This is a genomic window from Paraburkholderia domus (assembly GCF_905220705.1).
In the GTDB taxonomy this organism is placed as follows: Bacteria; Pseudomonadota; Gammaproteobacteria; order Burkholderiales; family Burkholderiaceae; genus Paraburkholderia; species Paraburkholderia domus.
In genome coordinates this window covers 16,903-31,021 of record NZ_CAJNAT010000033.1, presented here as the reverse complement: position 1 = coordinate 31,021, position 14,119 = coordinate 16,903, and the positions used below count along the sequence as shown (strand labels likewise).

10 protein-coding genes and 2 pseudogenes are annotated in these 14,119 nt (G+C 59.9%); 8 read left to right on the top strand and 4 right to left on the bottom strand.

Annotated elements, in window-relative coordinates:
* Window positions 1-149: 149 nt before the first annotated feature.
* The 5 genes and pseudogenes from KHO31_RS39915 to KHO31_RS33285 all read left to right on the top strand — a co-directional run bounded on the left by KHO31_RS39915 (window position 150) and on the right by KHO31_RS33285 (window position 4,703).
* The gene (locus tag KHO31_RS39915) at window positions 150-629 is read left to right on the top strand and encodes a recombinase family protein (RefSeq protein WP_328822748.1); all 480 of its coding nucleotides are present in this window, start codon (window positions 150-152) and stop codon (window positions 627-629) included.
* A 404-nt stretch (window positions 630-1,033) separates the two neighbouring features.
* Window positions 1,034-1,303 carry a hypothetical protein gene (locus KHO31_RS33295; RefSeq protein WP_201074245.1) on the top strand — a complete coding sequence of 90 codons (270 nt, stop codon included), beginning with the start codon at window positions 1,034-1,036 and terminating at the stop codon, window positions 1,301-1,303.
* Between the two features lie 101 nt (window positions 1,304-1,404).
* A complete protein-coding gene (locus KHO31_RS33290) occupies window positions 1,405-1,611 on the top strand; it encodes an HU family DNA-binding protein (RefSeq protein ID WP_201074243.1) in 207 nt (68 codons plus the stop codon).
* A gap of 15 nt (window positions 1,612-1,626) precedes the next feature.
* A pseudogene (locus KHO31_RS39585) lies at window positions 1,627-1,821 on the top strand (IS5/IS1182 family transposase); the annotation flags it as partial.
* 488 nt (window positions 1,822-2,309) lie between these two features.
* Entirely contained in the window at window positions 2,310-4,703 is a 2,394-nt protein-coding gene (locus KHO31_RS33285; protein WP_407945975.1) for a mechanosensitive ion channel family protein, read from the top strand.
* A gap of 560 nt (window positions 4,704-5,263) precedes the next feature.
* Here the strand turns inward: KHO31_RS33285 and KHO31_RS33280 are convergent.
* The 4 genes and pseudogenes from KHO31_RS33280 to KHO31_RS33265 form a co-directional block, all read right to left on the bottom strand.
* A pseudogene (locus tag KHO31_RS33280) lies at window positions 5,264-6,926 on the bottom strand (3-(methylthio)propionyl-CoA ligase).
* A 343-nt stretch (window positions 6,927-7,269) separates the two neighbouring features.
* Window positions 7,270-7,749: a 2,4'-dihydroxyacetophenone dioxygenase family protein gene (locus KHO31_RS33275; protein WP_201074238.1), complete on the bottom strand. Its 480-nt coding sequence runs from the start codon at window positions 7,747-7,749 to the stop codon at window positions 7,270-7,272.
* A gap of 107 nt (window positions 7,750-7,856) precedes the next feature.
* The gene (locus KHO31_RS33270; RefSeq protein WP_211625259.1) at window positions 7,857-8,819 is read right to left on the bottom strand and encodes a TauD/TfdA dioxygenase family protein; all 963 of its coding nucleotides are present in this window, start codon (window positions 8,817-8,819) and stop codon (window positions 7,857-7,859) included.
* Between the two features lie 379 nt (window positions 8,820-9,198).
* Window positions 9,199-10,236, bottom strand: coding sequence for an AraC family transcriptional regulator (locus tag KHO31_RS33265; RefSeq protein ID WP_236071636.1), 1,038 nt, complete (start codon window positions 10,234-10,236; stop codon window positions 9,199-9,201).
* A 103-nt stretch (window positions 10,237-10,339) separates the two neighbouring features.
* Between KHO31_RS33265 and KHO31_RS33260 the strand changes: the two genes are divergently transcribed.
* The 3 genes from KHO31_RS33260 (at window position 10,340) to KHO31_RS33250 (ending at window position 14,094) form a co-directional block, all read left to right on the top strand.
* Window positions 10,340-11,380 (top strand): alpha/beta hydrolase, encoded by a 1,041-nt coding sequence (locus KHO31_RS33260; RefSeq protein WP_236071635.1) that lies wholly within the window; start codon window positions 10,340-10,342, stop codon window positions 11,378-11,380.
* An 87-nt stretch (window positions 11,381-11,467) separates the two neighbouring features.
* Window positions 11,468-12,769, top strand: coding sequence for an MFS transporter (locus KHO31_RS33255; RefSeq protein ID WP_211625255.1), 1,302 nt, complete (start codon window positions 11,468-11,470; stop codon window positions 12,767-12,769).
* 158 nt (window positions 12,770-12,927) lie between these two features.
* Window positions 12,928-14,094 (top strand): porin, encoded by a 1,167-nt coding sequence (locus KHO31_RS33250; protein ID WP_201074233.1) that lies wholly within the window; start codon window positions 12,928-12,930, stop codon window positions 14,092-14,094.
* Window positions 14,095-14,119 lie beyond the last annotated feature (25 nt).

The window sequence follows — 14,119 nt, the reverse complement described above, 5'->3', positions numbered from 1 at the left end:
TCGCGAAAATGGCACCACCGGCCGCTTGCGCCATATTGGTTTTATCCGCCGATCAACGAACGCTCCATCTTCCGAAGTCCAATGACCGTTTTGAGAGACCGAAGCCGACGTCTGAGCGGCCACCCCGCGGCACTTCTGAATGACGCTTGATGGCCGACCGCTGCCTGACACGGACCATCAATTCGCTACCTCAATTCGACCGAGCATTCGCAGGGCCGCGAAAACAGGCCAGTACAATCGTCTTTGTCGCGATCAAATGGATTGGGCCGCCATCTCTTGCCGGACGAGGCTCGCGCGCGCATGAAGTGTCGATCCTGCGAGTCCGGCAGTCGACTTGTCTTGACTATCGCGGCAGCAACGCTATCAAAGAACATTGCTGTCGGCCAGCAAGCCGAATGGCGTCCCCCCAGAACCGTTGGTCCAGCCTCACCGCTCCGATACGCGCCGCGCAATACGTGCGCATGTCTACCGACCACCAGCAATGCTCCCCGATTTTTCAGAGACAGGCGATTGCCGGGTACGCTGCGGCTCACAACATCCGGATCGTTCGGGACTATGAGGACGCCCATATCCGTGGACGCAAAGCCGATGACGGAGCCTACAACATCGCACGCGTTTCGCTTTCCTAGTACATTAGGAATTAGGAGCGCACCAGCTACGGCATACCGGCCGCGCGTGGCGTTTCGATTGCTCGAATGGCGGCCATCAGCAAAGCATGCAGTACGTAGTCCGGCCCATTTGTGACGAAAAGACGGCTGGGTTACTGGGCTTGCATCAGCGACGGAACGTTTCAAATATTGCGAATCCGCACGCCGATCGAAAGGTCCATAAGTTCTTCGAATCCATACTCGCATCGACGAAAGGCGGTGGACCACCGTCATCGCATTCGAATGAGTCTAAGGGACCGCTATGGTGGATAAACCTTGGTGACCGGCCGCTTGGTCCAACTTCACACCATCTCGGAACGAGCAGACGAAGGCGGCATGACGAGACAACTGACCGCCGTTTCAACCAAACACAAAGGAGAGTGAAAATGGTCAAATCAAGAAGCGGGATCTGGAGGCGGTCGGGCGCGATACTCGCCGCAGCCGGACTCCTGGCGCTATCCGGCTCAGCATTCGCCACCAACCAGTCGCAACAGCGGCAAGCAGGCAGGAACGTCAATCAGAGCGCCAAACATGAGGCGCGCTCGAACAAGGTTGACTGCCGGGCCGCAAACGAAAAGAGCAACTCCCAGTGTCGGCAGGACAAGCGCGACACGAAGCAAAGTGGCCGCCAGGCAAAGCGGGACATCAAGTACTGATGGAACCTGCAGAAACGGTCGTCGTCCCGCAACAGGTCGCCGCCCGCGGAGAGCCGCCTGGTACGCTGCCCCCGAATTTACGGTGGCGGGTATCTCAGGTAATGGCTGAGACTATCGACGCGGTGATCGATACGATCGCTGCTGCCATCACGAAGGGTGACACGGTCAAGTTAGTCGGGTTCGGCTCGTTTTCGCCGGGATCCCGCGCCGCACGAGTTGGTCCTAATCCTGCGACCGGTGCAGAAATTCAGATCCCAGCCGCGAAGACCGTGAAGTTCACGGCCGGCAAAGCTGTCAACTCCGTCTGACAGTTACCGCGAGTGAAACGGCACGACGGCAAGGCGATCCGTAATGTCTGCACGCAGTTCATCGTGCTGTGCCGAAACCTGGACATCTTCTCGAAGTCGATAGTGGCGATTGACGGCAGCAAGTTCAAGGCTGTCAACAATCGTTATCGCAACTTTACGAATGGGAAGGTCCGGGCGCGCCTGCAGCAGATTGATGAGAGCATCGCACGATGCCGTTGCAACAGATACGCCTGCGGGATTTATGGCCTACGATCTTGCTGTAGGATTCTGGTACTGGGCTCGCCTCGAGTCAACGGGCTAAGCTGACGTATCAACGCATCCTGCGTGGCGCGCGCGTTGCAGACCCGCAGCGCCCGCGCATGACAGCGCCACCGCCAAACATGGCTGTCGCCGGGACTGGATGCAAAAGACACCGCCGCGTGCGATGCGCCAATCTTTGCGCTAGAGGCAAAGCAGTATCGCTTTTGGCGGCAGGGTTTTGGCCCGAAAGTCGCGGGACGAAGCGCAGGTTGAGCGCGGGAGCGCCGTTTATAACAGGGGCGCCGGTTGGGTTAATCGACTCTCGCAGAGGTGCTTCGAAAGGAGTCTCCATGCACGCTTTCATGCGGCGTGAATCTAGGCATGCCGTGGTCTTCGCCAGTGCGCGGAGCCGCGCTTTCCTTATTGGATGGCGCGCCATTCGGTACGTCTGCACACGGATGGCTCTGGCCAGCGTTCTCGCGCTGTCTGCAATGGACACCGGCTGGACGGCAATTGCGCCTCTGCCCGCCGGGCTTCAAAATGTCATCAACAATGTGACGGGTAGTTCCGCGCCGCCAGCAGCCTCGGCGGCGCAGGCAGCAGCCTCGGCGGCGCAGGCAGCATCGGCGCCGTCGCCCGCCAGTCAGGCCGAACAGGCGCGCTCGTTAGACAGCCTGATCGGCACGCTCGAGAACGACACACAACGCAATGCGCTCGTCGCCCACCTGAAGGGGCTTCGTGAAGGTACCCAAAGCTCCGCCCCCGCGTCGCCGGCATCATCCGGACAGGGCGACAGCGATCTGCTCGGCGTGATTGCGTCAGGCATTGCGTCTGTCGAGACGGATCTGAAGGAGGGCCGCACACCTTTGCATTACTGGGCGGCCCGTTCGAGCGCGGCGGCCAGCGAACTGTGGATCATTCTCAGAGGCGGCAGTGGGGAGTCGCTCGGCCGGATCCTGCTTGGCATGATGGCGTCGCTTGCGGGCTGGGGCGCGTGCGCTGGCTTGCTGATCTACCTGCGGCGGCGCATCAGTGCGCGCTACGGATGGAAGGTCGCGCTGGAACCGAGTCCAACTTCGTTCGAACTGTTGAGCTTTGCATTTTGGCGGACGGCGCCATGGATCGTCGCATTCGTAACGGTAGCACTGCTCATGCGGGGAATGCCCGACGCGCTCGGCAGTACGCTGGGGCTTGTTGTCGTCTATGCCATAGTCGCGGGCTCGATATTCTCGGCGATCTGCCTGATCGTGTTCTCGGCGTTCAACACGGCACACCGGCGTGTCGCAGTTCATCAGCTGCTCGCGCAAAGCCGCTGGCCGCTTTTCGCAATCGGTGCATGTGGCGCCCTCGGCGACGCGACGGCCAATCCGGGCGTCACACGCCTGCTCGGCATGAATCTCGCCGGGCTCGTCTCGGCATGCGCAAACGTGGCGGCGGCCGTCCTGATCGGTTATTTCGCACTCGCTTACCGGCGGCCCGTCACGCATCTGATACGCAATCGCCCGTATGCGCGAAGGCGTGATCACAAACTCGCCACGGAAGCGCTCGATATCCTCGCATCGCTGTGGCACATTCCGATCCTTTTAATCGCGATCGTGTCAGTCGTTGCGATCATCGATGCGCGCGGGTCGGAAAAGAACGTATTGCAGCCGTCGCTTCTCAGTGCGCTGTTGCTCGTGCTCACGCTGTTCGCGTCGGCGCTGCTGATGCACGTGACACGTCGAAGGGACACCCGTGCGCACCGCCGCGCACCGCACCTGATGAGACTCTTGCGTTTCGCGAGCACGCTGCTCGTCCTTCTGATGTGGCTCGCGTTCATTCAACTCGAACTGGACCTGTGGAGCGGTCCGATCGCGCGGATGCTCAAGCACAGTGCGATGACGCCTAGTTTCGAGCACGCGCTGATTACAGTCATCGCGACGATCTTCGGCGCCTGGTTCATATGGATACTTTGCGACACCGCAATTCTCAACGCGTTGGGCCCAAGCAGTTCGCGCAACAGGGCACTCGACCCCGGCGTGCGTGCACGCACGATGTTGCCGCTCGTGCGCAACGCAGTTTTCACGACGATTGCCACCCTCGCTGCCATCGGCGCCGCCGCCACTCTGGGCGTCAATCTGACGCCTCTCCTTGCAGGCGCAGGCGTGATCGGTCTCGCCGTCGGCTTCGGTGCGAAGGCGCTCGTCACCGATCTGATCACGGGGCTCTTCATCATTGTCGAGGAGACGATCTCTGTCGGTGACTGGATTGAGATTGACGGCAGCCACGCCGGCATCGTCATGGACCTGACGATCCGCACTGTCCGGCTACGGGACGGACAAGGCGCGGTTCACACCATTCCCTTCTCGCAGATCAAGATTGTGAAGAACCTGTCGCGCGACTTCGCCAACGCGCTATTTGAGGTACGAGTGCCGTTCTCCGTTGACCTCGATGAAGCCACGCGCATGATTGTGGAAGTGGGCGCCGATCTGCAGGCGGACGCTCGCCTGCGCAACGACATACTAGCTCCGGTCGAAGTGTGGGGGCTCGACCGCTTTGAGGCTAACTGGATGGTTGTGAAAGGGCAGTTCAAGACGCGGCCTCTGCAGCAGTGGAGCGTGGCGCGCGCTTTTAACGCGCGGCTCAAACGCAAGATGGACGAGGCGGGTATTGAGATTCCAGTGCCGCATATGCGGCTTCACACCCCGTTGAGCGCAACCAATGCCGGGTTGCAGCCTGACGATGCCGCCGAGGACGAGAGCAGACAGTCGAAAGACGCGAACAGTGAGCCCCGCCGCAGGCCGGCTCGCACGACGCCAGTGGACCTGCGCGTGCTCAAGGAGCCACCAGCGCCGGAGCCACCGGTGGGCTGAGTTTTCAAACCGACGGCCCATTCCTCCGGCACAGGCCAGCCCCTGCCCCTGCCCCTGCGGCTGCGGCTCCTGTTGTTCGAGCGGCCATCGCCAACCTGCCGGTTCACGTCATCGCTGGGGTATAGCGGTAGTCTTCCGTTTGCGTCGTAGCTCATTTTGGGCTTTTCCATCGAAATTGATGATCTTTATACCTGCGTCTGTCCATGCCATTGGTCGTAGTGCTGACATTGACTCTCCCGACTCAGGATTGCCCGTTGACCCTTAGTTGTATCCGTCACCGGCACACCTGTCAGAGGGCTATTTCGATCTTCTGGCCCCCGCGTGCTGCGGCTAGGCGTCTGAAATGACGCCATGCCAAAGACATATAAAAGCATTCGCCACAAAAAAGGGCGGCACCTTTTGCGGCACGGAGCTAGCCGATATGTGCAGGTCCTGCTGAATCGCCATGAGCGGAGGCAGCAGGATGTCAGATCACGCGGAGCACGGTTATCATTGCGCCCGTGGCCCCCGATCGGATGACTCATTGAGGTGCCGCAGCCATAGGGGCGTGGCGCGCCGGGTCAGGCAATGCGTTGACGTTCCGCTGGCTGCATCAGAAAGTCGCCGAAGCGCTCTCGCAACTGATTTTTCAGAATCTTCCCTGTTGCGCCCAACGGGATCTCGTCGACGAAGATCACATCATCCGGCATCCACCATTTCGCGATCTTGCCTTCGTAAAAAGCGAGCAGTTCTTCCCGCGTCAGTTCTGCTTGCGGCTTCCTGACGACGATCAGCAATGGACGCTCATCCCACTTCGGGTGTTTCCCGGCAATGCATGCTGCCTGAGAGACTGCCGGATGTGCCATCGCGATGTTTTCCAGGTCGATTGAGCCTATCCATTCGCCACCAGACTTGATCACATCTTTGCTGCGATCGGTGATTTGCATGAAGCCATCGGCATCGATGGTCGCAACATCGCCGGTCGGGAACCATCCCTGTCCTCCGTCATCGAACTGCAGCGGGCTATCTCCTTCGTTCCTGAAGTAGTCGCACACCACCGTTGGCCCACGCACCAGCAGGTCGCCGGAAGTCGCGCCGTCCCAAGGCAACTCCATGCAGTCAGCGTCAACGATTTTCATGTCGACGCCAAACACCACACGGCCTTGTTTGGATTGCACGGCTTGACGCTCTTTCTCTGACATCCCGATATGCCTGGCCTTTATGGTGCCGATGGTTCCCATAGGGCTCAGTTCAGTCATCCCCCAAGGCGTGCAATACCGCTACGCCATATGTTTCCTGGAACTTGCGCAACATGGCCGGGGTACAGGCCGCGCCACCTATGATGGTGCGTCTCATGCTCGAGAATGGCTGACCTGTTTCCTCAACATGACCAAGCAGGCCTTGCCAGACAGTCGGCACGCCAGCGGAGAGCGTGACCTGCTCGGCTTCGAGCAGGTCATACAGCGATTTTCCGTCAAGAGCCGGCCCGGGGAATACAAGTTTGGCCCCGACCATGCACGCGATGTACGGAAGTCCCCAGGCATTGACATGAAACATCGGCACAACGGGCAGGATCACGTCGCGCGCCGAACAGTTCAGCGCATCAGGCAGCGCCGCCGCATAGGTGTGCAGCATCGATGAGCGATGGCTGTACAGGACTCCTTTCGGGTTGCCCGTCGTGCCAGAGGTGTAGCAGAGCGTACTGGCGGCGTCCTCGTCGAGAATCGGCCAGGAGTAGTCGGATGAACACTGCTCGATCACATCTTCATAGCACAGCAGGTTGTCAATGCCAGCGTCTTTGGGCATGTGGGCGCGATCGGTCATGGCGATGAACGCCTTGACCGTTTTGCAGCGGTCGGCGACGGCCTTGATCAACGGCAGGAAGGTCAGGTCGAAGAAAATGTACTGGTCTTCGGCGTGATTCGCGATGTAAGCGACCTGGTCTTCATGCAGGCGGGGGTTGATGGTATGCAGAATGGCACCCATACCGGAGACGCCGTAGTACAACTCCAGGTGGCGGTAGCCATTCCATGCCAGCGAGCCGATCCGGTCGGAGGGCTTGACACCGAGGCTGGTCAGCGCGTTGGCCATCTGCCGCGCGCGACGGTGGCAATCACGGAAAGTGTAGCGATGGATATCACCCTCCACCCGCCGGGACACGATCTCCGTATCGCCATGATGGCGGTCGGCATGCACAATGAGTGAGGAGATCAACAACTGCTTTTGCATCATCAAGCCATTCATGGCGTCGTTCCGTTTCGTAAAGTCTGTGATCGGGGAGCGGGCAGATGGCCATACCCCTCTGTCAGGTTCCGCTTCAAGGCCGCGAACCGGGACCAGGTGTTTCCACTCTCCAGGGTCTTTGTGATCAGGCAACGGCTCTGGCGACAGGAGGGAGCGCGCGCGATGTGAAATTGGGGCTGCGTGGTTGTTTGCACGCAGCCTGCTTCTCGGCGCCAATGACCTGCGATGACCCGGCGTGGTGCTGAAGTCCTGATATGGCCGGACCGTCTATTGCGTCTTGCGGGCGACGCAGTGAGTGTCACGAGGACCCCGGTGGATATCGGGAGTCCCCATGAATTTCAGATCAGTTGAAAGCCGTCAGATCTTTCGGCTCGATGCCGTGCTGCTCGCAATAGTCAAGATAGCGCTTCAGCCCGGACTTCCAGTTTTCGATCGCGACGACGTTGTCGTTCCCGTCGAGGAAAAGCAGATCGCCGGTCACCTGGATAAACGTGACCACATAGCCGTCTCCGCTTCCCGTGCTGACGACTTCAGGCGTGTGGGTCGACGCGGCGGTCTCGTACACGACGCTGCCGGGTCCGGCGATCCAGTCGTGCTCCTTGTATTTCCACTTACCTTCGATCGTGTAGACCATGACCGTACCGGTGTGGTGGTGCTTGGGCAGTTGCATGTCGATCGGGGACTTCATCAGCACGATCCATTCACCCCGGATCGGATCAAGCTTGAAGTACTTCAGCAGGACGTTTTCTGCATAGGGTGCAAAAGGTACCCACGGCAGCGATTCGCCATCGATGAGTGAGGTGTCGACGTGTTCGTAAAGCATATCTGTCTCCATTTTGTAGTGGGGTCGAAAAGTGGTAAGCGTGCCAAGGCTGCCCGCCTGTCCCTGATGGGCGGGTGCGCTGGATACGCTGGAGGAAACTGTTCGCCTTAGACCAGCGGCGTGCCCGCGAGGGTGGCGCGCAGCATTTTTCTTGGCGAGCTGTCGTAGTCCGCCACAGCGTAGTGCTGAACCTGCAGGTTGTCCCACATGGCAACCGTGTTGGTTTTCCACTTCAGGCGTACCTGGTATTCCGGAATCGCGGCCTGAGAGGTCAGATAGTTCATCAGGTGATGAGCCTCCGGCATGAAGTCCTGGCCGTACCGGATGTCCTCGAAGTTGAAGAAATTCGAGAAATGCGTCGTGAACGTCGAGTTGACGAACAACACCTTTTCGCCCGTCTCGGGATGGGTGAGCACGACCGGGTGCTCAGCGGCGGGGTTCCTCGCAGCCATCGCATGACGTTCCTCGATCGGCATCTGGGCGCCAAACGTGTGCTCGGAACTGTGCTTGGCGTACAGGCCGTCGATCCGTCGTTTGATGGTGTCGGGCAGCTTTTCGTAGGCCATCACCATGTTGGACCACATGGTGTCTCCACCGGATTCCGGACCCAGTTCGCAGCGCAACACCGCGCCGCGGGGCGGCGCCTTCTTGAAGGTGACATCGACATGCCAGAGGTTTTCGCGGCTGGCTTTTTCGACGAAGCTCTTGGGCTTGCCCGGGTCGAGATTGCGGTACAGCATCAGCAGCTTGTCCGCTTCCGGATGGCTCGGCGCAAGGGGATGGGGTTCCAGTTCGGCGAATTGCGCGGCGAAATTCTGTTGCTCCATCGGCGTAATGTTCTGATCGCGAAAGAACAGGACTTTGTGCTTCAGCCACAGCGCCCGGATTTCGGCAATGGCGTCAGGGTCCAGGGCGGCATCAGCCAGGCTGATGTTGCTGAGTTCGGCGCCGATGGCGGGCGTGCAAATCTCCACCTTGATCGAATGCTGGCGCACCGATGGTCGGATAATGGCCGGCGACACGGGTGTGGCTTGTGACGTAGTGTCTTGAGGTGCGGCGGTTACTGTCATTGATGTCTCCAATCTGTGTTTGTGCGGCGGCGAGCCATGTGTGCGTCCGGCAGATGTAGCTGCCCCCTGTCAGCAGGAGGACAGGCCACGTTTCGTCTGCCACGGATCCAATACTACGCATTGCGCCCGCAAGACCATTAGCATGACCGGACATTTTGTTTGCATATTGGGACACGAGCCGCCGTGCCATGGCCGAAAAGCGGATAGCAACAACGCTCGCGTGCTTCCGGGCGGCCATGCAGGTAGTCGGGTAATAGCGGCGATCAGACGGGGATCCGTGACGCCAGGAAGATGCAGGGTGTGGCAGGTTCGGGCAGTGCGGCAGGCCCGGATGACGGAGGGGGTTCGCGAGCCGACTCTGAATCTGCCTTCCCGCTTCCTATTTGTGCGAGACAGGATCGGCTGCCTGCGTGCTCTGGCGATAATGGGCGGCCCACTCCGAGGGTGTCTTGCCAAACTGACCGCGGAACCAGCGCGAAAAGTCAGCGCCGGAGGAAAAGCCGAGGAGTTCGGCGACTTCATACAACCTGCGTTTGCTGCTAGCCAGATACTCCTCGGCGAGTTCAGCACGTACCGCATTGATGACCGTTGTGACACTCTCGCCCTCGGCCGCCAGGTGCCGGTTAAGCGTGCGCCGATGCATGCCAAGGTGCCGGGCGACCTGGTCGACCGAACAAAGTCCGCTTGGCAGCAGCATCCTGACGATCTGGCGCGCCCGCTGTGCCGGCTCGTCGCGGAGGTTGACCAACTGCAGGTCGAGCCACCGCTTCACCTCGCGATTCAGCGTCAGGTCTGCCGCAGGGATGGGCAGATCCAGGTCGCGCGTCCGGCAAACCAGGGCATTGCATTCCTGTGAAAACTCGATAGCCGTACCCAGCACGCGATGGCGCACTTCAAGACTGGCAGGACGCTCGTGAGTGAAAGTGACCCTGACCGGCCGGAAGGCATTGCCGCTCAGTGCCCTGAACACCCGCAATACGATCCCGGTCGACATTTCGACAGTCTGGCGCCAGACGCCGTGCCCTCCCTGCATATTCGCACCGACATGCAGCAACACGACGTCGCCGGCATCTTCAAGCCGCAATTGCACGCCAGCGTTGTGCAATCGCAGATAGCGGATGCCAGATTGCATTGCTGTACGCAACGTTGGTTCTTCGCGAAGCACCAGTGCCAGCATCCCGAGATTGGCCAGGCTTCTCGTTTCCGCGAGCAACAGTCCGAAGGCCTCCTGACCGGACAGTCGCGCAGACTCCTCCAGCAGCCACCCGACCGAATCGGCGCTGATCATCATATTCGGATCGTCGAGGACGGTGGCTGGCAGCCTTGCCATCCGCAGCATACGAAACGGATCGAGCCCCACCGAACGGGCAACCTGCTCAAAGTCGGTAAGGCTGGCACTTCGCGTAAGGGTATGCACGGACTGTCCCAATTTCACAAAATTATGTCCTGGCAAGCTTAGTACGGAACCGCCTGCCAGCGCTATCTTACAGTCCAAGAACTTCAAAAGATGGAGACAGACAATGGACACCCGTGCTGCAACGCACATTGGTCAGCCGCGCGCCGCATTCGCGCAAGTGGACGCTGACGACCCCGCCGCATTCAACCACTGCTTTGCCGAAGTCAATGGCATTCGCATGCACTACATCGACGAGGGGAAAGGCCCGCTCGTCATTCTGCTGCACGGATTTCCCTACCTCTGGTACATGTGGCGGCGCCAGATCATCGCTTTGGCAACGGCCGGTTTTCGGGTCGTCGTCCCCGATCAACGGGGATTCGGGCAATCCAATCGGCCAGATTCCATTGAAGCCTACGACATGAGCCAGTCAGTCGGAGACATGGTCGGCTTGATGGCGGCCCTCGGTGAAACCTCCGCGGTCATCGTCGGGCACGACTTGGGTGCGTGGGTGGCTCAGGCAGCGGCCATGCTGAGGCCGGATCTGTTCCGTGGCCTCGCGATGTTCAATACCCCAGTGCCACCGCGCGGAAAGGTCAAACCAACCGTCGGCTTGCGGGAAATGGCGAAAGGCCGGGTGTACCACCACCTGTACTTCCAGCAGATCGACAAGCCGGATCGCGAGTTCGCCAGTGACCCGCGCAAGACATTGCGCAGCATCTACTACTCGGTCTCCGGCAGCGCCGTCGGCGACGAACGCTGGCGCCTGTTCGTCGAAGCCGGTGAGCCGATTCTCAACGCCTTCACTGATCCGAAGGAGTTCCCGTCATGGTTGAGCGCACGGGCGATCGACTACTACGTCGATGAATACACGCGCACGGGATTTACCGGTGCCATTAACTACTACCGCTGTCGCGACCGGAACTGGGAAATCACCGCGTTTCTGGACGGTGCGGTGGTTCGCCAGCCGAGTCTGTTCATCGGTGGCGCGGCCGACCCTTCCCTCGAACCGGTCGAAATCCGCGGTATCTACGACCGGCTCGACACTTATCTGCCCGGACTTCAGAAGAAGGTCCTGTTACCGGGCGTGGGGCATGCTGCGGCGGAAGAGAGCGTCGATCAGGTTAACGAATTGCTGCTGGAATTTCTCGAGCAGTTCAAGAGCTAGCGTCCAGGTTGTTCGGCTGCGGTGCCCCGATCGGGGCATCCAGCGCACAGATGGCAACGGCGGCAGCAATTAATAGGATGCCGAATTATGGCAGTGAATATGCAAGACACAGTGTGCAAGGATGATGCGCGGCCGCAAGCCATTCGCGGCTATGCATGCGTCATTTTTGCGCTGACATTCGGACTGCTCCTGTCCGACTACATGTCGCGGCAAGTGCTCAGCGCAGTGTTTCCACAAATCAAGGCCGAGTGGGGACTGTCCGACACCCGGCTCGGAGCGCTCAGCGGCATTGTCTCGCTGGCTGTCGGCATCCTGGCGTTCCCAATCTCGCTTGCCGCCGACCGATGGGGTCGTGTACGCAGCGTGACCATCATGGCGGCCATTTGGAGCATTGCCACCTTGCTCTGCGGCCTGTCGCACAACTACTTCACGTTACTGTCGGCGCGCTTTCTGGTCGGTGTCGGAGAAGCCGCTTATGCCAGCGTTGGCATGGCCATTCTCATCAGCATGTTCCCGGCACGGCACACCTCCACGGTAGCTGGCGCGTTTATGGCGGGCAGCATGGTTGGGTCGGTCATGGGGATCGGGTTTGGCGGTTCACTGGCAAGCCATTTCGGTTGGCGCAGTGCGTTCGTTGGCATGGCGGTCTTTGGTATCGCGCTGACCGTGCTCTATATGATAGTCGCCAGTCCGGCGCGGATCGAAAGGGCGAAAGCTCAAGCAAGCGGCATCGGGCAAACTGATTCGCTGGCGACCGTCCGCGTCAGGCAGGTGTTTAAAGATCTGTTCTCCTCCCGGGTGTTGATCTGCGTGTACATCGGCAGCGGGCTGCAGCTCTTCATCAACGGCGGCCTGCTTGCCTGGCTGCCGAGTTTCCTGAATCGGGTCTATGACATGCCGTTGAGCAAGGCGGGCGGCGTCGCGGCCATCTTTGTCCTTTGCGGCGCATGCGGCATGCCCCTATGCGGCGCACTGTCCGATCGTCTGGGCCGTGATTCGCCACGACGGAAAATGCTCCTGGCGATCACCTTTAACCTGACCTGCGCAGCATTGCTGTTCGCGGCATTTCAGTTTCCCGCCGGTTCAGCCCAACTCGCTCTGATTGCATTGGCGCTGTTCTTTAGCGCTGGCGTGATGGGCCCCGCCGGTACGATGGTTGCGAATCTGACGCCCAAGGCGATTCACAGTACAGCCATGGCCACGCTCGCCTTGGCCTTCAACATCCTTGGGCTCGCGCCAGGTGCCTTTGTGACGGGCGTATTGGCAGACCGACTGGGCCTCGCCCCCGCCTTGCGGCTATTGCCACTCGTCAGTGTCGCGTCCGCTGTCGTCCTGTTGATTGGCGTGCGTCATCTGCGCGGAGAGCGGAGTCGTGGCGCAAATAGCTAGAGCTACCTGAACAATCTGATCGAGGCGGTCTCGACCACACGAGCTCTTTGCACCAGAACCTAAAAACCAAAATTGTTGTTTAGTTCGTTGGCCCCGTGGACGACCGACGTCAGTCGAGCGCGCGCCGAACGGTGGCCACAAAAACTCGAGGGGACCTCATGAAAGTAAAACTCGCCGCATTAGCGGCACTGGCCGCGTTTGCCAGCTCGGCTTACGCGCAATCGTCGGTGACGCTGTATGGCGTAGTCGATTCGGGTCTGTTATATCAGAGCACATCGGGACCGGTACTGGTTCCCAGTGCGGCGGCCGCTGCGAAATTCAAGTCCCCGGGCAGTGTGTTCGCGCTCAAGGACGGAGGCATTTATTCGAGCGGCTGGGGCATTAAGGGTACCGAAGATATCGGCGGTGGCTACAAGGTCAACTTCAAGCTGCAGGGCTCGTTCCAAAGCACCAGCGGTGCCCTGCAGCTCAGCGATACGCCTGGTGTGAGCGCCATATTCAACCAGTACTCCACGATTGGCCTATCGGGCCCGTTCGGCAGTTTCGACGCTGGACGCCAGATCGTCCCGATGATCTGGGCGATGCAGGACACCGACGTGCGAGGCGCGCAGTACTTCGGCAGTATCCTGACCGCGTGGATCGGCATGAATCAGGCCGCCGGCTGGGTCCCCACGAGCACCAACGCGCCGATCGGGGCACTCTATGACAGCAACGCGCTTGTGTACCATTCGCCGAACTTCCATGGTGTGACGGCCGAGCTGGAGTATGCGCCAGGCGGTGTCGCGGGGCAGATTCAGGGCGGAACACGTGAGTCTGCGGTGCTGAGGTATGCCTACAATGGCCTGCATCTGGCTGCGGTGTACTACAACGGCCACGACACGAACCCGTTCGCGCCCACCGCCACGGGCACTCCGGTCACGCCGGCGACCGGGAACGACAACAACCGCTTCTATTACCTCGGTGCGCGCTACCAGCTCCAGGGTTTCGAGGCATCCGTGTCCTACTCGCTCGGCAAGAACCCTTCGAATAGCAACAAGGCCAACCTCGATCTTGTTTCAGGTGGTCTGGGCTACGCGTTTTCGCCTCAATTCTCAATTTCGTCGGGCATTTACTACCTGCACAGCAAATCCGAGCAGGTTCCAGGGCATTCGACCGAGGTTTCGCTGGGAGCCGATTACAAAATCTCGAAACAGACGACGCTCTATGCGGAAGTCGGGCATGTCGACAACCGTGGCATCATGAATCAGATGATCGTCTATGGTCAGTTCGTGGCACCGGATGCGAATACGACGGCCGCGATGGTCGGGGTCCGCCACAACTTCTAAAGTCGGGTGTGTCGACTACAACGGG